The 20,606-nt window shown below is 59.4% G+C and carries 22 protein-coding genes; 10 read left to right on the top strand and 12 right to left on the bottom strand.

The genetic code is table 11. From position 1 onward, the window contains the following. Positions 1 to 29: 29 nt before the first annotated feature. Both ACZZ0B_RS07320 and ACZZ0B_RS07315 read right to left on the bottom strand, forming a co-directional pair. Complete coding sequence (locus ACZZ0B_RS07320; protein ID WP_463544733.1) at positions 30 to 548, bottom strand: cupin domain-containing protein; 519 nt, start codon at positions 546 to 548, stop codon at positions 30 to 32. A gap of 203 nt (positions 549 to 751) precedes the next feature. Beyond that, positions 752 to 1,570, bottom strand: coding sequence for a shikimate 5-dehydrogenase (locus tag ACZZ0B_RS07315; protein WP_008077746.1), 819 nt, complete (start codon positions 1,568 to 1,570; stop codon positions 752 to 754). Positions 1,571 to 1,826: 256 nt separating this feature from the next. Between ACZZ0B_RS07315 and ACZZ0B_RS07310 the strand changes: the two genes are divergently transcribed. The 3 genes from ACZZ0B_RS07310 to ACZZ0B_RS07300 all read left to right on the top strand — a co-directional run bounded on the left by ACZZ0B_RS07310 (position 1,827) and on the right by ACZZ0B_RS07300 (position 2,896). Further along, complete coding sequence (locus ACZZ0B_RS07310; protein WP_008077748.1) at positions 1,827 to 2,186, top strand: hypothetical protein; 360 nt, start codon at positions 1,827 to 1,829, stop codon at positions 2,184 to 2,186. A 230-nt stretch (positions 2,187 to 2,416) separates the two neighbouring features. After that, complete coding sequence (locus ACZZ0B_RS07305) at positions 2,417 to 2,611, top strand: hypothetical protein (RefSeq protein WP_016984641.1); 195 nt, start codon at positions 2,417 to 2,419, stop codon at positions 2,609 to 2,611. A 102-nt stretch (positions 2,612 to 2,713) separates the two neighbouring features. Further along, entirely contained in the window at positions 2,714 to 2,896 is a 183-nt protein-coding gene (locus tag ACZZ0B_RS07300; RefSeq protein ID WP_008077753.1) for a hypothetical protein, read from the top strand. Here the strand turns inward: ACZZ0B_RS07300 and ACZZ0B_RS07295 are convergent. Then, entirely contained in the window at positions 2,893 to 3,954 is a 1,062-nt protein-coding gene (locus ACZZ0B_RS07295; RefSeq protein ID WP_008077756.1) for an AI-2E family transporter, read from the bottom strand. The genes ACZZ0B_RS07300 and ACZZ0B_RS07295 overlap by 4 nt on opposite strands. Before the next feature lie 156 nt (positions 3,955 to 4,110). Here ACZZ0B_RS07295 and trhP point away from each other — a divergent pair, with 156 nt between their 5' ends. Continuing rightward, a complete protein-coding gene (trhP, locus tag ACZZ0B_RS07290) occupies positions 4,111 to 5,433 on the top strand; it encodes a prephenate-dependent tRNA uridine(34) hydroxylase TrhP (RefSeq protein ID WP_463544732.1) in 1,323 nt (440 codons plus the stop codon). Between the two features lie 59 nt (positions 5,434 to 5,492). Here the strand turns inward: trhP and ACZZ0B_RS07285 are convergent, their stop codons facing one another. Next, complete coding sequence (locus tag ACZZ0B_RS07285) at positions 5,493 to 6,356, bottom strand: LysR family transcriptional regulator (protein WP_463544731.1); 864 nt, start codon at positions 6,354 to 6,356, stop codon at positions 5,493 to 5,495. 101 nt (positions 6,357 to 6,457) lie between these two features. On the opposite strand from ACZZ0B_RS07285, the gene ACZZ0B_RS07280 reads away from it, so the two are divergent. After that, positions 6,458 to 7,354, top strand: a complete 897-nt coding sequence (locus ACZZ0B_RS07280) for a DMT family transporter (RefSeq protein ID WP_463544730.1) — start codon at positions 6,458 to 6,460, stop codon at positions 7,352 to 7,354. A gap of 145 nt (positions 7,355 to 7,499) precedes the next feature. Here the strand turns inward: ACZZ0B_RS07280 and ACZZ0B_RS07275 are convergent, their stop codons facing one another. Together ACZZ0B_RS07275 and ACZZ0B_RS07270 are read right to left on the bottom strand one after the other, a co-directional pair. Next, positions 7,500 to 7,730 (bottom strand): hypothetical protein, encoded by a 231-nt coding sequence (locus ACZZ0B_RS07275; RefSeq protein WP_008077765.1) that lies wholly within the window; start codon positions 7,728 to 7,730, stop codon positions 7,500 to 7,502. A 92-nt stretch (positions 7,731 to 7,822) separates the two neighbouring features. Further along, positions 7,823 to 8,536 carry a FadR/GntR family transcriptional regulator gene (locus ACZZ0B_RS07270; protein WP_008077767.1) on the bottom strand — a complete coding sequence of 238 codons (714 nt, stop codon included), beginning with the start codon at positions 8,534 to 8,536 and terminating at the stop codon, positions 7,823 to 7,825. 358 nt (positions 8,537 to 8,894) lie between these two features. Here ACZZ0B_RS07270 and ACZZ0B_RS07265 point away from each other — a divergent pair, with 358 nt between their 5' ends. Then, positions 8,895 to 10,241, top strand: a complete 1,347-nt coding sequence (locus ACZZ0B_RS07265) for an MFS transporter (protein ID WP_440095359.1) — start codon at positions 8,895 to 8,897, stop codon at positions 10,239 to 10,241. A 40-nt stretch (positions 10,242 to 10,281) separates the two neighbouring features. Then, positions 10,282 to 11,625 carry a glucarate dehydratase gene (gene gudD / locus ACZZ0B_RS07260; protein ID WP_463544729.1) on the top strand — a complete coding sequence of 448 codons (1,344 nt, stop codon included), beginning with the start codon at positions 10,282 to 10,284 and terminating at the stop codon, positions 11,623 to 11,625. 149 nt (positions 11,626 to 11,774) lie between these two features. Here gudD and ACZZ0B_RS07255 read toward each other — a convergent pair whose 3' ends face one another. Beyond that, complete coding sequence (locus ACZZ0B_RS07255) at positions 11,775 to 12,647, bottom strand: LysR family transcriptional regulator (protein ID WP_463544728.1); 873 nt, start codon at positions 12,645 to 12,647, stop codon at positions 11,775 to 11,777. A gap of 232 nt (positions 12,648 to 12,879) precedes the next feature. Between ACZZ0B_RS07255 and ampC the strand changes: the two genes are divergently transcribed. Beyond that, positions 12,880 to 13,974, top strand: a complete 1,095-nt coding sequence (ampC, locus tag ACZZ0B_RS07250) for a class C beta-lactamase (protein ID WP_463546915.1) — start codon at positions 12,880 to 12,882, stop codon at positions 13,972 to 13,974. A 150-nt stretch (positions 13,975 to 14,124) separates the two neighbouring features. Here the strand turns inward: ampC and ACZZ0B_RS07245 are convergent, their stop codons facing one another. Further along, positions 14,125 to 14,691 (bottom strand): DUF4174 domain-containing protein, encoded by a 567-nt coding sequence (locus ACZZ0B_RS07245; RefSeq protein WP_463544727.1) that lies wholly within the window; start codon positions 14,689 to 14,691, stop codon positions 14,125 to 14,127. A 208-nt stretch (positions 14,692 to 14,899) separates the two neighbouring features. Between ACZZ0B_RS07245 and ACZZ0B_RS07240 the strand changes: the two genes are divergently transcribed. Continuing rightward, positions 14,900 to 15,364: a GNAT family N-acetyltransferase gene (locus tag ACZZ0B_RS07240; protein ID WP_463544726.1), complete on the top strand. Its 465-nt coding sequence runs from the start codon at positions 14,900 to 14,902 to the stop codon at positions 15,362 to 15,364. Positions 15,365 to 15,528: 164 nt separating this feature from the next. Here the strand turns inward: ACZZ0B_RS07240 and ACZZ0B_RS07235 are convergent, their stop codons facing one another. The 4 genes from ACZZ0B_RS07235 to ACZZ0B_RS07220 all read right to left on the bottom strand — a co-directional run bounded on the left by ACZZ0B_RS07235 (position 15,529) and on the right by ACZZ0B_RS07220 (position 19,032). Then, entirely contained in the window at positions 15,529 to 15,855 is a 327-nt protein-coding gene (locus ACZZ0B_RS07235; RefSeq protein WP_463544725.1) for a hypothetical protein, read from the bottom strand. A 7-nt stretch (positions 15,856 to 15,862) separates the two neighbouring features. Then, entirely contained in the window at positions 15,863 to 16,648 is a 786-nt protein-coding gene (locus tag ACZZ0B_RS07230) for a sulfite exporter TauE/SafE family protein (protein WP_008077785.1), read from the bottom strand. Positions 16,649 to 16,849: 201 nt separating this feature from the next. Next, a complete protein-coding gene (locus ACZZ0B_RS07225; protein ID WP_463544724.1) occupies positions 16,850 to 18,064 on the bottom strand; it encodes an MFS transporter in 1,215 nt (404 codons plus the stop codon). A gap of 218 nt (positions 18,065 to 18,282) precedes the next feature. Next, positions 18,283 to 19,032: a hypothetical protein gene (locus ACZZ0B_RS07220; RefSeq protein ID WP_008084920.1), complete on the bottom strand. Its 750-nt coding sequence runs from the start codon at positions 19,030 to 19,032 to the stop codon at positions 18,283 to 18,285. Positions 19,033 to 19,376: 344 nt separating this feature from the next. Between ACZZ0B_RS07220 and ACZZ0B_RS07215 the strand changes: the two genes are divergently transcribed. Further along, on the top strand, positions 19,377 to 20,525 hold the full coding sequence (locus tag ACZZ0B_RS07215; protein WP_463544723.1) for an aldose epimerase family protein: 1,149 nt from the start codon (positions 19,377 to 19,379) through the stop codon (positions 20,523 to 20,525). The last annotated feature ends 81 nt before the right edge of the window (positions 20,526 to 20,606 follow it).

Here is a 20,606-nt window from a genome sequence, read left to right as displayed (position 1 = left end):
GGGTTGTGCGTCAATTCAGGATCTGTGTGCTATTCGCCGTCCCAGTAATCCACGCCATCCGCCTGCCGCGCCACGGCGACGAAACCTGAGGCATTGCCCTCGGCATCGACCGTGAAGTTATCCATCACCGCGTATTTATTCGAATCCGGGTACTCACAGATTTCCGGCTGCTGCTGGGTGCTAACCGCCAGATAACGCAATTCAGCCTGACTGGTATTGATGATCTGATGCGCCTTCTCCGGCCCACCCGGTGGACAGGCGATCACATCACCCTCGCGAATCGGAAAGCGCTCGGCACCAAGGCGCACCTCTCCCTCCCCGGCCACCACGTAGAACATTTCTTCATTGACCCGATGACTGTGAAACGGACTGCCGCGCATGCCTGGCGCAAGCACGTACAGGCGATAACCGAGTTTTTGCGAGCCCAGTTGCTGGCCGATTCGCGCCATGCGTTGCTGGTAGCGTCCGGCGGTTTCGCCTTCGGGGGCCAGGGCTTCGGGCAGCGGTTCGAGTTCGACCTGATGCAGGTTGAGGATAGGCGGATGCATGGGGGCCTCGGGCACGGTTTTTATGGAGGGGCAAGTCTTTGCTTGCTGGTGAGGCAGTATAGGCAGCAGGTGAAACCGAGGTGAATTCATCGCTGGCAAGCCAGCTCCCACAGAGTTTGGGGCGGCCCCAAAGACTCCTGCTCCCACTCGGTACCTGTGGGAGCTGGCTTGCCAGCGATGAGGCCAGTCAATTCAACACATCATCAGCTGCGGGCAAACGCCACCGCCGCCGCAAACTGCTGCTCATTCGGCCGCACGCCGGTGTACAGCACAAACTGCTCCAGCGCCTGGATCGCTATGACCTCAAGCCCGGTAATGACCTTCTTGCCCTCCGCCCGGCCACGCACGATCAACGGCGTCTCCGAAGGAATCGCCACCACATCAAACACGGTATCAGCGGCTTTGATCACGTCAGGCTCGAACGCCAGTTGCCCGGCTTCCGGGCCGCCGTCCATGCCCACCGGCGTGACATTGATCAGCATCTGCGGGCGCTCATCGCCCAGTTCGGCCTGCCAGCGGTACCCCAGCGATTGCGCCAGTGCTCGCCCGGCAGGCTCATTGCGCGCCACAATCAGACCATTCTGGTAGCCACCATCACGCAGGGCGCTGGCCACCGCTTTGGCCATGCCGCCACTGCCGCGCAGGGCGAACGTGGTTTCTGTGGGCACCGCATGGGTTTCAAGCAACTGGGCGATGGCGATGTAATCGGTGTTGTAGGCCTTGAGATGGCCTTGAGTGTTGACGATGGTGTTGATCGACTGGATCGCCGCCGCCGACGCATCGAGTTCATCGACCAAAGCAATACAGGCTTCCTTGAATGGCATCGACACGCCACAACCACGGATGCCCAAGGCGCGAATGCCGCCGACCGCGCCGGTCAAGTCCTGGCTGCTGAACGCCTTGTAATAGAAATTCAGGCCCAGCTGCTCATACAAATGGTTATGAAAACGCAGACCGAAATTCCCTGGGCGACCCGACAGGGACATGCACAGTTGGGTGTCTTTGTTCGGGTTCATCTGCATGAAACTTCTCCTTCAAACGCACTTTCGGATAGACGGGATTAGCCAGCCCATCGGGTTCTGAACGATCATAGAGGCCTGTTTTAAACGCATTGCGCGGCCCTTGCACGGCCCGGTAAAGAAGCCGGTACAGACCTTACACAAAATTTACCCAGCGGCTGTGCTGATTTTCACGATTTCGCTGTCTTAGAAGTATCCCCGCGACAACTGTGGGCCTGGTGCAGGCCCTGCCGCCGGGTCGAAGAACCGAGGAATTATCATGATTCGTAAACTCCCTATCGTGGCCCTGCTGATCGGTGCATTTGCTGTCGCAGGGCAAGCAGAAGCCCATGGCGGCAACAACTGGCAAGGCCCGGCGGTGTTTGGCGCGATCGTTGGCTCGGCCATCATCGGCTCGGCACTGATCAATCAGGATCGCCCGGTGTATGTGCAACAACAGCCGGTTTATGTTCAGCCACAACCGGTCTACGTGCAACAGCCACCACCACCGGTCTACTACCAGCCTGCACCGGTGTATGTGCAACAACCGGTTTACGTTCAACCGGCCCCCGTCTACTACGGCCCGCCTCGCGGTTATTACGGTCGGCCACATGGCTATTACGGCGGCCCACGCTGGTAATCGAAATACAGAGCCCCGCTTATATAGCGGGGCTTTTTTATGACCGTTGGTCGGCCAGCGTCTGAAAAAATCTCGCCAAGGTCGCTGTGAGGACAGTTTCAGCGGCTAAAGTCGGCATGATGGATTGACCGTTATGGACATTTCCACAAAACGGTCATCGCTTTGTCATGACGGAACCGCACTCTGAATCCGTCCGTAAACAACAGGTTGATAACAACAAGGACGACCGCATGCCAACACAAAACCCGCACCGCATCGTCGGTTTGTGCACCTCAAGCAAGGTGTACAGCGCGCTGACCGAGCTCAAGCATCTGGAAGGCCATCGCTGTGCCAAGTTTCTCTCCTTGCTGGCGGAGAATCTGGTGCACAAAGGCCTGCTCAATGAGCGCGAAGTCATGCACATGCTTGATCAAGTGGTCGATTGAGGCAGCCCTCAACGGCATCAATGACCACTATCAAAAGCGTTGATTGTCCGTAGAACCTGCAAATCCCTAAGGTAGCTCCATAGATTGATGGAGGTACTTTTCATGGCTCAGGTTCAAATCATGTCCGTTATCGGCAGCGCCGTTCCCGCCTCGCTTAGGGCGTCGGGTCTGCTTGCCTGCTGGTATCTGATGCGCGACGGCGAGGCGATCAGCGGCCCGCTCACCTCGTTACCCGCCGCTCAGGCGTTGTCGCAAAAGCTTGTCAGCGAACCGTTTCGCGCCTAAGGCAGTTGCACCTTGGGCTTGGTTTCGACGAACAGCGCCCAGCTCGACATGAACAGCGCCGCGATCAAAGGCCCGATCACGAAGCCGTTCAAGCCGAACACTGCCAGACCGCCCAGGGTCGAGATAAGGATCATGTAGTCGGGCATGCGCGTGTCCTTGCCCACCAGAATCGGGCGCAGTACGTTGTCCACCAGGCCGATCACAAAAACCCCGAACAACCCCAGCACCACGCCCTGCCAGACCATCCCGCTGAGCAGGAAATACGCGGCCACCGGCGCCCAGACAATCCCCGCGCCCACCGCCGGCAACAGCGACAGAAACGCCATCAACACCGCCCAGAGCAACGCACTGGGAATGTCGAGAAACCAGAAAATCGCCCCGCCCAATGCGCCCTGCGTCACCGCGACGACCAGATTGCCCTTGACGGTCGCCCGCACCACCCGGTTGAACTTCAGTTGCAGACGACGCTTGTGGTTTTCTTCCAGCGGCACCGCCGTGCGCATCTTGCGCGCCAGTTCGGGACCGTCACGCAAAAAGAAAAACAGCAGGTACAACATGATGAAAAAACTCACCACGAACTCGAATGTGCCCTGGCCGAAACTGAAGGCCTGACTGGCCAGCACCTGGCTGCCCTGCATCGCTGCCTTGACGATTTTCTCGCGCAGCGCATTGAGTTCACCGACGCCAAAACGATCAAGCAAATGCTGAAAGTACGGCGGCAGGCTGTGTTTGAACTGCGCCAGATACGCCGCAATATCGAGTTCACCGCTCTCGATGTTCTTGTAGACCGTCGCCCCTTCCTGCACCAGTAACACGCTGAGGATGATCACCGGCAAAATCGCAATCACCAGACAAACGCTCAACGTACACAGCGACGTCAGATTGCGTTGCCAGCCGAACTTCGCCTGCAGCCGGCGCTGCATCGGCGCAAAGACAATGCCGAGGATGACGGCCCAGAACACCGCGCCGTAGAACGGCAGCAAGATCCAGATGAAGGCCACCGTCACCAATAACAGCAGCACGGTGAGGGATTTGAATTGAAGACTTTTTTCGTTCATGTCCGATCCATGTCAGTCAGGCGCCACGCACGCCTGCCCCACTTAGTCAGCCGCCATCCGCGCGAGTGCCATCTTTGTTTATGGAGCATAGATCCAGATCAATAAAGCCTCGTCGCCACTGACTTACCCTGCCGCGCTTTTGCGACCGACGCTGCCATGACCCCTACCCTCGCCGCCCCGGAACTGCTGGCCCCCGCCGGCACCCTGAAAAACATGCGTTACGCCTTCGCCTACGGCGCCGATGCCGTCTATGCCGGCCAGCCGCGCTACAGCCTGCGGGTGCGCAACAACGAGTTCGATCACGCCAACCTCGCACTCGGCATTCGTGAGGCTCAGGCGCAGGGCAAACGCTTCTACGTAGTGGTCAACATCGCGCCACACAACGCCAAACTGAAGACCTTTCTCAAGGATCTGGCACCAGTGATCGAGATGGCACCGTCCGCGCTGATCATGTCCGACCCGGGCCTGATCATGCTGGTGCGCCGGCATTTTCCACAGATGCCGATTCACTTGTCGGTGCAGGCCAACACGGTGAACTGGGCCAGCGTCGAGTTCTGGCAGCAACAGGGACTGAGCCGAATCATTCTGTCGCGCGAGCTGTCGCTGGAAGAAATCGGCGAAATTCGTGAGCAGGTGCCTGGCATGGAGCTGGAAGTTTTCGTCCACGGTGCGCTGTGCATGGCTTACTCCGGGCGCTGCCTGCTCTCGGGTTACATGAACAAGCGTGACGCCAATCAGGGCACCTGCACCAACGCCTGCCGCTGGAAATATTCGACGCATGAGGCCACGGAAAATCAGCTGGGCGAGATCGTCCAGACCTTCGAGCCGGAACCGACCCTGGGGATCGGGGCGCCGACTGATCAGGTGTTTCTGTTGCAGGAAGCCAATCGCCCCGACGAATTGATGCCCGCATTCGAGGACGAACACGGCACCTACATCATGAACGCCAAGGACCTGCGCGCGGTGCAGCACGTCGAGCGCCTGACCCGGATGGGTGTGCACTCGCTGAAGATCGAAGGGCGGACCAAATCGCACTTCTATTGCGCGCGTACCACGCAGGTGTATCGCCGCGCCATTGATGATGCCGTGGCCGGGCGTGAATTCGATCGCAGCCTGATGACCGATCTCGAATCACTGGCTCAGCGCGGGTATACCGAGGGATTTCTGCGTCGGCATGTGCATGACGAGTACCAGAATTATCAGCACGGCAGCTCGGTGTCGGAGCGCCAGCAATTTGTCGGCGAGTTGACGGGGGAGCGGCACGGGCGGCTGGCCGAGGTCAAGGTGAAGAATCGTTTTGCCTTGGGTGATCACCTCGAACTGATGACGCCACAGGGCAATTTCCACTTTGATCTGCATGAGCTGCAAAGCCTCAAAGGTGAGGCGATCGACGTCGCACCGGGGGATGGGCATACGGTGTACCTGCCAATACCGGAGGCGCTGGATCTGCGTTTTGGCCTGCTGATGCGCGATCTGTAGGAGCGGCCGCAGGCAGTGATCTTTTGATCTTTAAAAACAAAAGATCGCAGCCTGCAGGGTCAGGTGAATTCTTCGTGCAGCATCGCGACGAATGCTTCTCGCGCCGGGTGCACGCCGGCGTTTTCATGCCAGTAGAACAGGTTGTCGATGGCCGTCAGTTCGGGGAATTCAAAACCGACGCAGCCGGCGCCTTTGGCGTATTGATCAAACACGCCCTTGGGCACCAGGGCCACACCGGCACCGGCGCTGACGCAGCCGACGATCGCCCCGTAACTGGCGAGGCTGACAATCGGCAGCGCCTGGCCCTGGCGCAACAACCAATGCTCCAGCGCCGCCCGATACGGGCAACCTTGCGGCCACATGAACACGGTTTTGTCCTGCAGATCCTCGATGCTGCGCACCGGCCCGAACGATGTCGAAGCAATCAACAGCAACTCCTCGCGGTACATCGGTGTGCGTCGCAACTGCGAACGTTCGACGTCCACCGCAACAATCGCCCCGTCGAGGCGATGGCTGACGGTGTCGTCGAGCAACTGGCCCCAGGTGCCGGTGGTGAGTTCCAGCGCCACCTGCGGATAGCGTTTGTGAAACTTCGCCAGTAACTTGGGCAAGCGGCCCGTGGCCGACGATTCGATAGCGCCGATACGCAATGGCCCCGACGGCTCGGCCGAGGGATCCACCGCGCGTTTTGCCTCAGCGGTCAGCGCCAGAATTTTCTCGGCATAGCTCAGAAACGTCTGCCCCGCCGGGCTGATACGCAGCCCGCGCCCTTCGCGCAAAAACAGCGCCACGCCCAACTCGGCCTCCAGCGCCTTGATGCGCGCGGTGATGTTCGACGGCACGCAAAACAGCTTTTCCGCTGCCCGGGCGATGCTGCCGACGTCGGCCACGGTCTTGAACATGCGAATTTGTGCCAGCTCCATATTCATCACTCTGAGTGAACATTCAGCGCAGTATAAGTCAGTTGTGGCGAACAATCGGCCACCCGGATACTCGGCGCATTCCTCCTCCTGGTGCGCCGATCATGCCGTCCCCTTCTCCCTGGAAAATCCTCTTGGCCATGGCCTTTGTCGTCGGCTGCTGGGCGTACTCACCGACCGGCATTCACATCGGTCTGCAGGCGTACGACCCCGGGTATCTGGCACTCATGCGATTTCTGCTGGCGTCGTTGTTGATGGCGGTGATTGCTGCGTTCAAGGGCATTCGCTTGCCGCAGGGGCGTGATGTGCCGCTGCTGTTCGCGCTGGGGTTCTTCGCGGTCAGCCTGCATCACGTGGCCCTGAACATTGGCCAGCAGAGTGTCAGCGCCGGGGCCTCCAGCGTGCTGGCGCAGTCGAGCCCGTTGTTCAGCACGCTGCTGGCGCGGTTTGTTTTCAGGGATCAGGTCAGTGCCTGGCGCTGGGGTTGCGTGTTACTGGGATTGGTCGGTGTGGTGATTGTGGTCAGCGGCGACAAAGGCCTGGGCGCAATCGATGCGCACGGCTTGCTGATCTTGCTCGCGGCGCTGTCGTGGAGCCTCTACTTCGCCCTGCAAAAACACCATGCCCGGCGCTACGACGGCTTCAGCCTGGCGTGCTACGCGGTGTGGTCAGGCACCTTGCTACTGCTGATTTACCTGCCGGGGCTGGGCGACACCGTGATCAATGCGCCGCTGCGCGTGCAATGGGCGGTGTTGGCCCTGGGGGTTTTTCCCAGTGCGCTGGCGTATCTGGCGTGGGGGTATGTGCTCAAACATGTGGATTTGAGTCGGGCGACAATGACGCTCTACCTGATCCCGCCGACGGCGATGGGGATTGCTTCGGTGGGGCTCGGCGAGCGACCGACGTTGATGGTGCTGGTGGGCTCGGCGGTTGTGTTGGTCAGTGTGCTGGCGTTGAATCTGGAGCGGCGGGTTGTGGGGGGGCGGGCTATCGGGGTCTGAGTCGAGAGCTTTGTTTATCGTGGAAGCGCTATCGCGAGCAGGCTCACTCCTACAATGAAGAGGGGATACACCTCAAACATTGTAGGAGTGAGCCTGCTCGCGATGAGGCCCTGAGCGACAACACATTACCGAAAGCAAACCACGATCAGCGCCGATCATCCGACAATGGCGTTGGCTCATCCGCCGGCGGCACGTCTTCATCGGCGCCCGGGTCCTTCCAGTCTTCCGGCCGATCGGCATCACTCAAAGGATCGCGTCCCGGACTCATCCCCGGCGGTGCATCGTGATCGGCCAATGTTGGCTCATCCGTCCCCGGCATCGGCCGGGTTGGGTCGGTCGGCAACACACCACCTTGAAACAGCAAATCGTTAGCCATGACGCACCTCACCAAGGAGGTCCGGAATACCCGGGCCGTACAGCTTGGAATCGACCGGTTGTACACCGTGCTATCGAACAGACCAACGGCGCTCAACCCTGCGCGGAAAACCGATCGCGGCTGTTGGTCAAGTGCAACCACATCGCCGCGCGCGCCGCATCCGGGTCCTGACGCTTGATCGCATTCAGAATCGCCTCGTGTTCCAGATTGGCCAATTGCCCAAGCTTGCTCAGGTCCGCCGCCCCGCGCTCGACCGCGTTGAGCCGCTGACGAGGAATCATGGCACTGCCCAGATGCTGCATGATCTCGCTGAAGCAGACGTTGCCAGTCGCCTCGGCAATCAACAGATGAAAACGCCGATCAGCTTCGACGCAGCTGTCGTTGTTCGCCAGCAAGCGCTGATAGTCATCCAGCGCCTGCCGCATCTGCAGCACCTGCTGCTCGCTGCGCCGTTGCGCCGCCAGCGCCGCCGCTTGCGTCTCCAGGCCCAGGCGCAATTCAAGAATGCTGCGCACCCCCAGCGCCGTATCGACGTTCAGCCGCAGCCCCTGCTCCGGGGCACGCTCGATCACAAACGTGCCAATGCCGTGCCGTGTCTCGACCAGCCCCGACGCCTGCAATTTCGAGATTGCCTCACGCACCACCGTGCGGCTGACCCCGTGTTCCTGAACGATGGTGTTCTCCGATGGCAACTTGTCACCTGGTGACATCTGGCCGAGCAAGATGCTCTGAGTGAGCTTCTCAACCAAGTCATGGGCGAGGTTGTGCGCACGTTTGCGCGCGGGGGCGTCGAGGTCTTCTTGCATGGTCGGTTCCGGTGATCGGGGGCTCGTCGATCGTAGCATTGCAAGGATGGCTGACGAGACTGAATTTAGCGCTAAAACATAACCAACTTGTATGACAACACTCAAATAGAGCGTGAAACCTTTCTTAACCCGAAGCCCATACCTTGACTGTAGGCAGAGAAAATTCGCTCCCTTAACAAGGAAAAAAACCAACAAACGCTGGCCATAAACACAAAAAAGTATAAAAACAGGGCCATCCAGAGAAAATTAATCGGGCCAACACACTTGTAGGACAAAAAATTCAGGTTGTATGATGTCTATCAACAACGCAGCAACCCAGCCCTACCCCGCATAAAAATAATCAGTGGGAGAAAACCAAGTGAAAACCTCCGTCTCCGGGATGAACGAGGGCGTCGATTCGACACTCGCATCGGCCATCTCGAAAGTGAAACGCCACGTCCTGCCGCTCTTCGTGATCATGTTCATCGTCAATTACATTGACCGGGTGAACATCGGTTTCGTCCGCACCCACATGGAACATGATCTGGGCATCGGTGCTGCCGCCTACGGCTTCGGCGCCGGTCTGTTCTTCATCGGCTACGCGCTGTTCGAAGTGCCCTCCAACATGCTCCTGCAGAAAGTCGGCGCACGCATCTGGCTGACCCGCATCATGCTCACCTGGGGCCTGGTTGCCGCCGGCATGGCGTTCATCCAGAACGAAACCCACTTCTATGTTTTGCGCTTCCTGCTTGGCGTGGCCGAGGCCGGGTTCTTTCCCGGGGTGATCTACTACTTCACCCGCTGGCTGCCCGGCGCCGAACGCGGCAAGGCAATTGCGATCTTCCTCAGCGGTTCGGCCGTGGCCTCGTTGATCTCCGGCCCGTTGTCCGGCCTGCTCCTGCAAATCAACGGGCTGGGCATGCACGGCTGGCAATGGATGTACTTCATCGAGGGGATGTTCTCGGTGTGCCTGTGCGTGTTCGTCTGGTTCTGGCTCGACGCCAAACCCCACGACGCGAAATGGCTGAGCCGTGCCGAACAGGACGCACTGGTCAACGCCATCGACGACGAACAAAAGGCCCGCGAAGCCGCGACGCCGATCCGTCCGTCGATGGGCAAACTGCTCAAGGACCGGCAGATCATTCTGTTTTGCCTGATCTACTTCTTTATTCAGTTGACCATCTATGCGGCGACCTTCTGGCTGCCGAGCATCATCAAGAAAATGGGTGAGATGAGCGACTTTCAGGTCGGCCTGTTCAACTCGATCCCCTGGTTGCTGTCGATCATCGGCATGTACGCCTTCGCCTCGTTCTCGGCCAAGTGGAAACACCAGCAGGCGTGGGTCGCCACCGCGCTGTTGATTGCCGCAGCGGGGATGTTCATGTCGACCACCGGCGGACCGATCTTCGCCTTCGTCGCGATCTGCTTTGCGGCGCTGGGGTTCAAATCCGCATCGTCGCTGTTCTGGCCGATTCCCCAGGCGTATCTGGATGCCCGCATCGCTGCGGCGGTGATTGCGCTGATCAACTCGGTGGGCAACCTCGGCGGCTTCGTCGCGCCCACCACGTTCGGCCTGCTCGAAGAACACACCGGTTCGATTCAGGGCGGCCTCTATGGTCTGGCCGCGACCTCGATCATCGCCGCGATCATTGTCTTCTTCGCGCGCACCACAGCGAAACCTGCTGCTGACATTCCTCTGGCCGATGCCGCGCCAAAGCACGCCTGACGTCCATTTTTAAAGATTGCGAATTAGAAGGATAAAAACCATGACCGCACACGACACTGCCAAAGCCCCGATCATCACCGACATGCAAGTCATCCCGGTGGCTGGCCACGACGGCATGCTGCTCAACCTGAGCGGCGCCCACGGGCCGTTTTTCACCCGCAACATCGTCATTCTCAAGGACAACGCCGGCCACACCGGCGTCGGCGAAGTGCCCGGCGGCGAGCGCATTCGCCAGACCCTGGAAGACGCGCGCAGCCTGGTGGTCGGCAGCCCGATCGGCACGTATCAGAAAATCCTCAATCAAGTGCGCCAGACCTTCGCCGACCGCGATGCCGGCGGTCGTGGTTTGCAGACCTTTGACCTGCGCATCACCATCCACGCGGTGACCGGCCTTGAAGCCGCCCTGCTCGATCTGCTCGGCCAACACCTCGACGTACCGGTTGCCGCGCTGCTCGGCGAAGGTCAGCAACGCGACGAAGTGAAGATGCTCGGCTATCTGTTCTACGTCGGCGATCAGCGCGAAACCGACCTCGCCTACCGCAGCGAACCAGACGCTGACAACGACTGGTTCCGCGTGCGCCATGAGCAGGCGATGACTGCCGAAGCGGTAGTACGCCTCGCCGAAGCGGCCCATGCCAAGTACGGTTTCAAAGACTTCAAGCTCAAGGGCGGCGTGCTCAGCGGCGATGCGGAAATCGAGGCGGTGACGGCACTCGCCGAACGCTTCCCCGAGGCGCGTATCACCCTCGATCCGAACGGCGCGTGGTCACTGAAAGAAGCCATCCGTTTGTGCCGCGACCAGCATCAGGTGCTGGCCTATGCCGAGGACCCGTGTGGCGCGGAAAACGGCTATTCCGGGCGCGAGGTGATGGCCGAATTTCGCCGTGCCACGGGGCTGAAAACCGCGACCAACATGATCGCCACCGACTGGCGCGAAATGGGTCACGCGATCCAGTTGCAGTCGGTGGACATTCCGTTGGCCGACCCGCATTTCTGGACCATGCAAGGTTCAGTGCGTGTGGCGCAGATGTGCCATGAATGGGGCCTGACCTGGGGCTCGCATTCCAACAATCACTTCGATATCTCACTGGCAATGTTCACCCACGTCGCCGCTGCCGCACCGGGCGACATCACCGCGATCGACACCCACTGGATCTGGCAGGACGGCCAGCGCCTGACCAAGGCGCCGCTGCAAATTGTCGACGGCCTCGTGCAAGTGCCGAAAAAACCGGGGCTGGGTGTCGAACTGGACATGGACCAAGTGGCCAAGGCTCACGAACTGTATAAAGGCATGGGCCTCGGCGCGCGGGATGACAGCGTGGCGATGCAGTTTCTGATCCCGGGGTGGAAGTTCGATAACAAACGGCCGTGTTTGGTGCGTTGAACACTAGCCTGGGTTGAATCAGATTTTGTATTTTGACAAATGAACCTGTGGGAGCTGGCTTGCCAGCGATAGCGGTGGGTCAGCCGACATCGATGTTGACCGTGCCGGCCCTATCGCTGGCAAGCCAGCTCCCACAGGGACGATGTGAGTCAGACAGAGATCTGCAGCAGCCAGTTTTTGAATGCGAGCATCGCCGCTGTTTCAAGCCGTGACTGCAACCGGGTCAGCCAGTAACTCCCGGTGGTGATTTCAATCGCAAACGGCTGACGAATCGCGTCCGCCGCCAGTTGCCGGGCGAACATCAGCGGCGGTGCCAGCGCCACCCCACTGCCCTGCAACGCCGCTTCCATCATCGCCAGCGACGAGTCGAAGACGATGCTCTGTGGCGGTGCGGCCTGAGCCGCCAACCCGGCGGCGTGAAACCATTCCGGCCATTCATCAGTGCGATACGAACGTAACAAAGTCTGCCGCAGCAGATCACCTGGCGTATGCAACTGCCGGGCGATTTCCGGTACGCACAACACTGACAGCGGCGCATCGAGCAAACGTGTCGCTTCGATACCGTACCAAGCCCCGGCGCCAAAGCGGATCGCATAATCCAGCCCCTCCGCCGCCACATCCACGCGGTTGTTATTGGTCGACAGTCGTAAATCTATAAGCGGATGTTTCGCCCGGAAGTCCGCCAGCCTCGGCAACAGCCACCCCACGGCAAATGTGCCCACCGCACCGACGGTCAACATCTCACGGTACTGGCCACCGGCGAGGCGTTCGAGAATCTGCGCGATGTGATCAAACGAAGTACTCAACACCGGCAGCAGGGTTTCGCCCTCACTGGTCAGCATCAGCCCACGGGGCAGGCGTTTGAACAAAGTGACGTTGAGCTGCACTTCGAGGCTTTTGACCTGATGGCTGACCGCTGCCTGAGTGACACACAGCTCCACCGCCGCGCGGGTAAAGCTCAAATGGCGCGCAGAGGCTTCGAAAGCGCGCAGTGCATTGAGCGGCAATTGAGGTCGAATCATGCCCAGTCCCAAATTTTTCTAATGGCTCGTGCGAAAATTCGTCGTTTGCCGATCACCGTCGAGCTGACTAAATTAGCCGCGCTGATCAGCCGCCCGACGGGAAAATCGTCCGCAGTGTAGCGGGATAAAACCATCAACACTCATGGAGAGTGGTTCACTCATGTCATCCATCCACCCGATCAAAGTCATTTCCTGCAGCGCTTTCGGTCTGCTGTTCAGCGCTGCCTCCTGCATGGCCGCCGCACCTGGCGACGCGCGACTGCAAGCGCTGGTCAACGCCGCCGTCACTCCGATCATGCAGCAACAGGACATTCCCGGCCTGACCGTGGCGCTGACCGTCAAGGGTCAGGCGCATTACTTTAACTACGGCGTCGCCGCCAAAGACACCGGGCAAAAGGTCAGTGAAAACACCTTGTTCGAAATCGGTTCGGTGAGCAAAACCTTCACCGCCACCCTCGCCGGTTACGCCCAGGCCACCGGCAAACTGGATCTGTCGAGCAAGGCCAGTCAGCTTTGGCCGGATTTGAAAGGCAGCGCTTTCGACCACATCAGCGTGCTGCAACTGGGCACCTACAGCGCCGGCGGCTTGCCGCTGCAATTCCCGGAAAGCGCGGATTCGGCCGACAAGATGCTCGGCTATTTCCAGCGGTGGAAACCGATCTATCCGGCAGGCAGCCATCGGCAGTATTCCAACCCGAGCCTTGGGCTGTTCGGTTACCTGGCCGCGAAAAGTCTCGGCCAGCCATTCGATCAAGCGATGACGCAAACCCTGCTGCCGAAACTCGGTTTGCAGCACACCTACCTCAGCGTGCCCGCCGCGCAAATGAGCCTGTATGCGCAGGGCTACAACAAGGACGGCAAACCGCTGCGCGTCACACCCGGTGCGCTGGACTCGCAGGCTTACGGGGTAAAAACCAGCGCCGTGGACATGCTGCGTTACGTACAAGCCAACCTGAGGCCTGAAACACTGGAACCGCTGCTGCAACAAACCATCGCCAACACGCACACCGGTTACTACAGCGTCGGCGACATGACCCAGGGCCTGGGTTGGGAAATGTATCGCTACCCGATCAGCCTCGACCGTTTGCTCGCCGGCAACTCGACGGAAATGGCCATGGAGGCACACAAGGTGCAGTGGCTGAATCCGCCGCAACCGCAGCCGGAAGACGTATTGATCAACAAGACCGGCTCAACCGGTGGTTTCGGGACTTACGTGGCGTTTGTACCGAGCAAGGATGTTGGCATCGTGATCATGGCCAACAAGAACTTCCCGATTCCTGAGCGGGTGAAGATGGCTCATAAAATCCTCAGCGCTGTGGCTGAATAAAGATCAAAAGATCGCAGCCTGCGGCAGCTCCTACATTGACCGAGTGAAAACCCGATTGTGTAGGAGCTGCCGCAGGCTGCGATCTTTTTGCAGGCAAAAAAATGGGCGATCTTTCTTGGATCGCCCATTTTTCATTGCTCTTTTACGTGATCAATCATCCGGCATTTCCGGCGGCTTGGTTGGTTTAGCCGGTTTAGTGGGTTTGGCGTTCTTGGCGCCTTTGGCCGGTTCCGGCTCGGCAGCAACCGGCGCTTGGGCAGCAGCAGCGGCTGCTTCTTTCTCAGCCATCGGCATGGCGTCGATGGTGTCGAAAATCTTCTTCAAGTCCACCGCCTTCGCTTCATCCCCCGAGGCCGAGAGTTTGGTCTCGCCGTCCTTGCCCACCAGAAACACTTTCGGGTACGCCCCGGCGCCCAGCTTCAGCGAGCGCAGCAACGCCATGGTGTCTTGCTGGCCCATGTCCTTGCCGTCGAGCTGGCCGGACATGTTGAGGATGGTGTAGACCTTGATGTTGCGGTCGGTGACGCCCTTTTTATTCGCGGGGTCTTCCAGCGACTTTTTCAGGCTGACCCACACGGGGTCGACGGTGCTTTGCGCGATCACGATCAGCGGTCGGGCGCGGCCCATATCCCCGGCGATGGGCGAATCGTTGTCAGCGGCGAACAAGGGGCCGGCAATCGCCAGCAAGAGTGTCAGGGTCAATGACCTGATGAGCATGCGCATCTCCTTTTGATATCCACGCTCTAATGATTGCGCATCGTGGCGATTGTTCCGGGGCGACCCGGCAAATATCTTCCGCCTAGTCAGAAGCTTAGGACAGGCGCGACATTGCGCAACATATCCGATGTGATCGCAACGCGGATTTGATTACCTTTTATGACCGCATTAGGGTGGACGCTTCGCCAATGAAATGGAGTTCACCCGCATGCACATCGATTACCTGTGCGATCACCCCGAATTGATCGCAGAACTGGCCACGCTCAACTTCAAGGAATGGGGCGAGTTTCGTCCCGGGCAAACCGTTGAGCACCGCATCGAGCATATGCGTGAATCTTGTGGCAAAGGTGCAGTGCCCAGCGTGGTGGTTGCGCTTGAGGGGTCACGACTGCTGGGCGGCGCGTTGCTCATCGAAAACGATTTGAAACTGCGCCCGAACCTGACGCCATGGTTGGCTGGGGTTTATGTGAAAGCTGAAGAGCGCGGTCGCGGGATTGCTTCGCAACTGGTCAAGCGTGTGGTTGAAGAAGCGGCGGCGCTGGGTGTGCCTGAGTTGTATCTGTACACCGACACGTCGCAGTCGCTGTATGCACGGCTGGGTTGGGAAGTGATTGAAGAACTCGTCTACGACGATTTGCCGGTGACCGTCATGAAATACACCCTCCACCGCTAACCCCTGTGGCGAGGGGATTCATCCTCGTTGGGTTGCGAAGCAGCCCCAAAACCACCCGACACGGAGTCTCAGGCAGACCCGGTCGTTGTGACCCAGGACCCGCTGCGCAGCCCAACGGGACGCGACGACGTTTCGCTAAATCCCCTCACCACAAAGGTAGCGCTTCAGTTCAGGGTTGAGTCGAGCACTGCGAGCAACTGCCCAGCATCGACTCGCCGCTCGCCGATTCTGAGCTCACCGCTGTCGAGACCAACACTCACCATCACCGACCCGCGATCCCCCGGGTACTTACGCAACATCAACTCGATGCTATCGGGAGTTTCGTCAGCAGTAGCGATCAGATCCCACAGGCTGTCGCTCAGATCCAGCAGCACCTGCTGGCGCTGCTGATCAACCACTTTCGGCGCATACAGCCAATGGCTCATGCGCATTTCACGCGGTTCGACGGTAATCGCGACACGGCCATCGCAGTGATAAGTGGTTTCACTCATGGCCGAATCAGAACGCCAGTTTGTAGCCGATCAGCACCAGCATCGTTGCCAGGCACGGACGCAAGACTTCGTCGGAGATACGCCCGGTCAAGTGGCTGCCGAGCCAGATGCCCGGCAGCGAGCCGACCAGCAGAAAGCCCAATACCCCCCAATCCATGTTGCCCATGCTCGCATGGCCCAGGCCTGCAACCAGCGTCAGCGGTACTGCGTGGGCGATTTCCGTGCCGACCAGGCGGCGGGTCGGCAGCAGCGGATAGAGGATGAACAGCGCCACGGTGCCCAGTGCGCCAGCGCCGATCGAGGTCAGCGCGACCATGGTACCGAGGATCAGACCGGTGATTACCGTCAGCAGATTCAAACGTGAACCGCTTGGGTTGTAGTTGCCACCCGCGCGTTTGTGGGCGAACTCGAGCAAGCGTTTCTTGAAGAAAATCGCCAGCGCGGTGGCGAACAGGACGAAACCCAGCGCCTGTTTGATGATGGCGTTCATCGCCTCCGGCGCGGTGTGCAGGGTGCTGAGAAACCACAGCGTCATCGCCACCGCTGGCACGCTGCCAAGGGTCAGCCAACCGGTGATGGCCCAGTCGATGTTCTTGTTCTTTCTGTGCACCAGCACGCCGCTGGATTTGGTGATGGCCGCGTACAACAGGTCAGTACCCACCGCCGTGGCCGGGTTGATGCCGAACCACAGCAGGATTGGCGTCATCAAGGAACCGCCGCCGACACCGGTCATGCCGACAATAAAACCCACCACCAGCCCGGCAATCACCAGGCCGAAATTTGCCAATTCCATTAAACCGTCCAGAAAAACGACAGGAAAAATCTGGCCCGCAGCATAGCGATTTTTCTTATAACTACATATATCGATACGGTCTATCGTTATACCCCAACACCCCACTCCCCCTGTAGGAGCTGCCGAAGGCTGCGATCTTTTGATGTTGTTTTTAAAGATCAAAAGATCGCAGCCTGCGGCAGCTCCTACAGAGGTGCGTTGTCAGTGCTGGCGGCGGCCGGGTTTGAAGCTGTGCTGGCTGTTGATCCACACGGTGGCCAAGGCGATCAGGGACAGAATCAGCAGTGCCCACGGAAACGACATTGCCCCGGCTCGATCCAGCAGCAAACCGCCAAACATGCCACCCCCGGCAATCGCGACGTTCCACGAGGTGGTGAGCATTGCTTGCACCACGTCGACATGTTCGCCGGCCGAGTCCGCCGCCGATGTCAGCAACAAGGTTGCCGACCCACCGAACGACAAGCCCCACACCGCCATGCAGGCATAAATCACCGGCGGTGACGGCGCAGCCAGCGCCAGCACCAGCGCGGTCAGTGCAAACACCGCAAGGCTGATCAGCGTCAGCCAGCGCAACCAGCGATCCACCAGCAGACCGATGATCCAGATGCCGCCCAGCGAACACAGACCGAACACTAGCAGCACCAGATCGACCCGGTCGGACAGCCCGGCCTGCATCAAAAACGGCGCAATGTACGTATAGAGAATGTTGTGCCCGAGCATCCACGTCAGCACCACGAACAGTACGGGACGCACGCCCGGCAGGCGCAGCGATTCGAGCAGCGGTAAACGCTCCTCGCTGGATTGCCCCGGACGATCCGGCACGGCGATGACGATCCACGCCGCCAGCACCAGAGCCAGCGCCGACATGATCCCGAACGACGCGCGCCAGCCGATCAAATTGCCCAGCCACGTGCCCGCCGGGGTGCCCAGTGACAGCGCCACCGGTGTGCCGAGCATGGCAATCGCCAGCGCCCGCCCCTGTTGATGCACGGGAACGATGCCGCGCGCATAACCGGCCATGATTCCCCACGACAACCCCGCCGCCATCCCGGCCAGAAAGCGCGAAGCCAGGGTCAGGCCGTAATGGCTGGAGAACGTGGTGACCGTGTTGAACAGCAGAAACCCGCCCACCGTCATCAACAGCACCCGCCGCCGCGGCCAGCCGCGCGTGACGACGGTCAGCGGAATCGCCGCGACAATCGAGCCCAGCGCATAGAGGGTCACCAGTTGCCCGGCGAGCACTTCGCTGACGTTGAGCCCGGCGCCAATTTGCGGCAACAGCCCGGCCGGCAGGGTTTCGGTGAGGATGGCGATAAAACCGGTCATGGCAAACGCCAGCAACGCGGCGTAGGGCAATTTGTCCGTGCGAGTGGCGCGATCGACGCGGCTGAAATCGGCGCTTGCGGGGTCGGTCATGACAGGGGCGGCTCCATTTTGACTCAATTATGACGGATGATTGTATACAACTTATCCCCGTGCCACGCCACCCACACCGTAAGGACTGACAAAACGCCGAATCCCTGTAGGAGCTGCCGAAGGCTGCGATCTTTTGACCTTATAAACAGCAAGATCAAAAGATCGCAGCCTTCGGCAGCTCCTACAGGGGAAAAATGTTTGCAGACCATCGCGGATGGTTACTGCACCGGCAAGAAATTCAGGAACAGCAGGCTCTGCGCGTAGTTGAGGCCGATGCGCCGGTAACGCTCGTCGAGCATCTGCGTGATCAGGTCCAGGCGCGCGACGATTTTGCCGAACTCGGTGGCGAAGCTCAGGTTGCTGCCCTCCTCCGAGATCTCGTTGGAAAACAGCAGCGGCTGGCCGGCGGTGTTCTGCCGCTGGGACAAAATCCATGTGGCTTTTTCGATATTGCGTGCGGCGTTGTGCACGAACGTCGGATTGATCGCATCGGTCATGTAGAACTCGGTGCGATTGCCGTGGGCGGTGACCAGCATGCTGCCAATGGCATAGATGAACGCGCCGACACGATCACCGAGAAACTCCGGGCTCATTGCATAGCTGAGCGCTGCGAGGTCCTTGCGCCCGCCCAGCACCGGCAGCGGCTGTTGCTGCTCGACGGCCAGCCGCACCTGTTTCACGGCGGCATGGATATTGAGAAAACCTGACTTGCGCAACTCGTCCGGGTTGCGCAAATACAGCTTGGCCTGCAAGCGGTAAAGACTGTTGAGGTTGTCGCGCATCGCCAGGGTGGCCATGCGGTCGACGCTGGTCTGCAAGAATTCCTGCGGTTTGCCCTCACGCATCTGGTTGAAAAAACCGTTGCCGTCCTGATGGCTGCAACCGCTGAACAACAGCGACGACAAACAGGCAAGCAACAGGCACGGGCGACGGACAAACGCAGTGATCAGGTCAAAAGCTCTGGGCATGAATTCTCGAACAGGGACATTCCTGTGCGGCGGGAGTCACCGCATCCTTGGCCATGGATAGAGCCACCGATTGCGAAAAAGTGCAGTGCGGCAGGCAATCAGCCGACCTCCGGCGACTTCCCCCGGATCATTTAGTCAGTCTTTATTATTGAAATAAACGATTCATCAGCTATAAATCTCCACTACACCCACAAATAGCATGACTAGTTACCATGTAGGAGCTGCCGAAGGCTGCGATCTTTTGACTTTGATTTTTAAAGCCAGATCAAAAGATCGCAGCCTTCGGCAGCTCCTACACGAGATCGCGCCGTTTTTGAAAACAACAACAAGAAGGAAGGTCAACCATGCTTCAATCACGTCACCTGCTCTCCGGCCTCGGACTGTCCCTGATGATCGCCACCCTTTCCGCCCAAGCGGCGGGCCTGACCGCCGAACACAAAGCCTTCGGCAAAACCAATGACGGCACGCCCGTCGAGCAATACATCCTGCGCAACAGCCATGGCATGCAAGCCACCGTCATCACCTACGGCGCGACCCTGCAATCGCTGAAAGTCGCCGACAAGCACGGCAAGTTCGACGACGTGGTGCTCGGTTTCGATGATGTGCAGGGCTATCAGAAAGGCACTGCGTACTTCGGCGCAACCATCGGCCGCTTCGGCAATCGCCTGGCCGAGGGTGCGTTCGAACTCGACGGCAAGCGCTATCAAGTACCGCAGAACGACAAGACCAATGCGCTGCACGGCGGCACGCTGGGCTTCGACAAAAAGGTCTGGAAAGCGCAGGAAACCAAGGACAAGGATTCCGTCGGCGTGACCCTCACCTATCTGTCGGCAGACGGTGAAATGGGCTTCCCCGGCAACCTCACCACCGAAGTGACCTATCGCCTCACCGACAACAACGAACTGCGCATCGACTACAAGGCCAACACCGACAAACCGACGGTGCTCAACCTGACCAACCACAGCTACTTCAACCTCGCCGGCGCCGGCAATGGCGACATTCTCAAGCAGGTCGCGACCCTGTACGCCAGCCATTACACGCCGGTAACGGCAAAACTGATCCCGACCGGTGAATTGGCGCCAGTGGCCGGGACACCGATGGACTTCAGCAAACCGACGGCGATTGGCACGCATATCAAGGCTGATCATGAGCAGTTGAAATTTGCTGAGCCGAAACAGGGTGGTTTCGATTTCAACTGGGCGCTGGATACCAAGGGCGATATCGGCAAAGTTGCTACTGAGGTGAGTGATCCGCAGTCCGGTCGCGTGCTGCAGTTGTTCACCACGGAACCGGGCGTGCAGTTCTATACCAGCAACTTCCTCGACGGCACGGTCAAGGGCAAGGGTGGCAAGGTGTATCCGCATTGGGGCGCGTTTACCCTGGAGACTCAGCACTATCCGGATTCACCGAATCAGCCGAACTTCCCGAGTACCCGCCTCGATCCGGGGCAGACCTATGCCCACAGCGTGATACTGAAATTCACCGCAAAATAACCCGCCTCCCCCCTGTGATGAGTTGAGTTACCTGTGGCGAGGGGATTTATCCCCGTTGGCCTGCGCAGCGGGCCCAAAATC

The organism is Pseudomonas sp. AC247 (assembly GCF_979258015.1).
Note: the sequence above shows the minus strand (reverse complement) of the source record. Positions and strands in the feature narration are given on the sequence as shown.

Bases quoted from the DNA above. Each gene is read 5' to 3' on its own strand.
- ACZZ0B_RS07275 (WP_008077765.1), bottom strand. From the start codon at position 7,730: ATGGCTAACGATTTGCTGTTTCAAGGTGGTGTGTTGCCGACCGACCCA.
- ACZZ0B_RS07295 (WP_008077756.1), bottom strand. From the start codon at position 3,954: ATGAACGAAAAAAGTCTTCAATTCAAATCCCTCACCGTGCTGCTGTTA.
- ACZZ0B_RS07220 (WP_008084920.1), bottom strand. From the start codon at position 19,032: ATGCCCAGAGCTTTTGACCTGATCACTGCGTTTGTCCGTCGCCCGTGC.
- ACZZ0B_RS07245 (WP_463544727.1), bottom strand. From the start codon at position 14,691: ATGCTCATCAGGTCATTGACCCTGACACTCTTGCTGGCGATTGCCGGC.
- gudD (WP_463544729.1), top strand. From the start codon at position 10,282: ATGACCGCACACGACACTGCCAAAGCCCCGATCATCACCGACATGCAA.
- ACZZ0B_RS07240 (WP_463544726.1), top strand. From the start codon at position 14,900: ATGCACATCGATTACCTGTGCGATCACCCCGAATTGATCGCAGAACTG.
- ACZZ0B_RS07270 (WP_008077767.1), bottom strand. From the start codon at position 8,536: ATGCAAGAAGACCTCGACGCCCCCGCGCGCAAACGTGCGCACAACCTC.
- trhP (WP_463544732.1), top strand. From the start codon at position 4,111: ATGACCCCTACCCTCGCCGCCCCGGAACTGCTGGCCCCCGCCGGCACC.
- ampC (WP_463546915.1), top strand. From the start codon at position 12,880: ATGGCCGCCGCACCTGGCGACGCGCGACTGCAAGCGCTGGTCAACGCC.
- ACZZ0B_RS07285 (WP_463544731.1), bottom strand. From the start codon at position 6,356: ATGGAGCTGGCACAAATTCGCATGTTCAAGACCGTGGCCGACGTCGGC.
- ACZZ0B_RS07230 (WP_008077785.1), bottom strand. From the start codon at position 16,648: ATGGAATTGGCAAATTTCGGCCTGGTGATTGCCGGGCTGGTGGTGGGT.
- ACZZ0B_RS07310 (WP_008077748.1), top strand. From the start codon at position 1,827: ATGATTCGTAAACTCCCTATCGTGGCCCTGCTGATCGGTGCATTTGCT.
- ACZZ0B_RS07280 (WP_463544730.1), top strand. From the start codon at position 6,458: ATGCCGTCCCCTTCTCCCTGGAAAATCCTCTTGGCCATGGCCTTTGTC.
- ACZZ0B_RS07320 (WP_463544733.1), bottom strand. From the start codon at position 548: ATGCATCCGCCTATCCTCAACCTGCATCAGGTCGAACTCGAACCGCTG.
- ACZZ0B_RS07315 (WP_008077746.1), bottom strand. From the start codon at position 1,570: ATGCAGATGAACCCGAACAAAGACACCCAACTGTGCATGTCCCTGTCG.
- ACZZ0B_RS07235 (WP_463544725.1), bottom strand. From the start codon at position 15,855: ATGAGTGAAACCACTTATCACTGCGATGGCCGTGTCGCGATTACCGTC.
- ACZZ0B_RS07300 (WP_008077753.1), top strand. From the start codon at position 2,714: ATGGCTCAGGTTCAAATCATGTCCGTTATCGGCAGCGCCGTTCCCGCC.
- ACZZ0B_RS07225 (WP_463544724.1), bottom strand. From the start codon at position 18,064: ATGACCGACCCCGCAAGCGCCGATTTCAGCCGCGTCGATCGCGCCACT.
- ACZZ0B_RS07305 (WP_016984641.1), top strand. From the start codon at position 2,417: ATGCCAACACAAAACCCGCACCGCATCGTCGGTTTGTGCACCTCAAGC.
- ACZZ0B_RS07215 (WP_463544723.1), top strand. From the start codon at position 19,377: ATGCTTCAATCACGTCACCTGCTCTCCGGCCTCGGACTGTCCCTGATG.
- ACZZ0B_RS07255 (WP_463544728.1), bottom strand. From the start codon at position 12,647: ATGATTCGACCTCAATTGCCGCTCAATGCACTGCGCGCTTTCGAAGCC.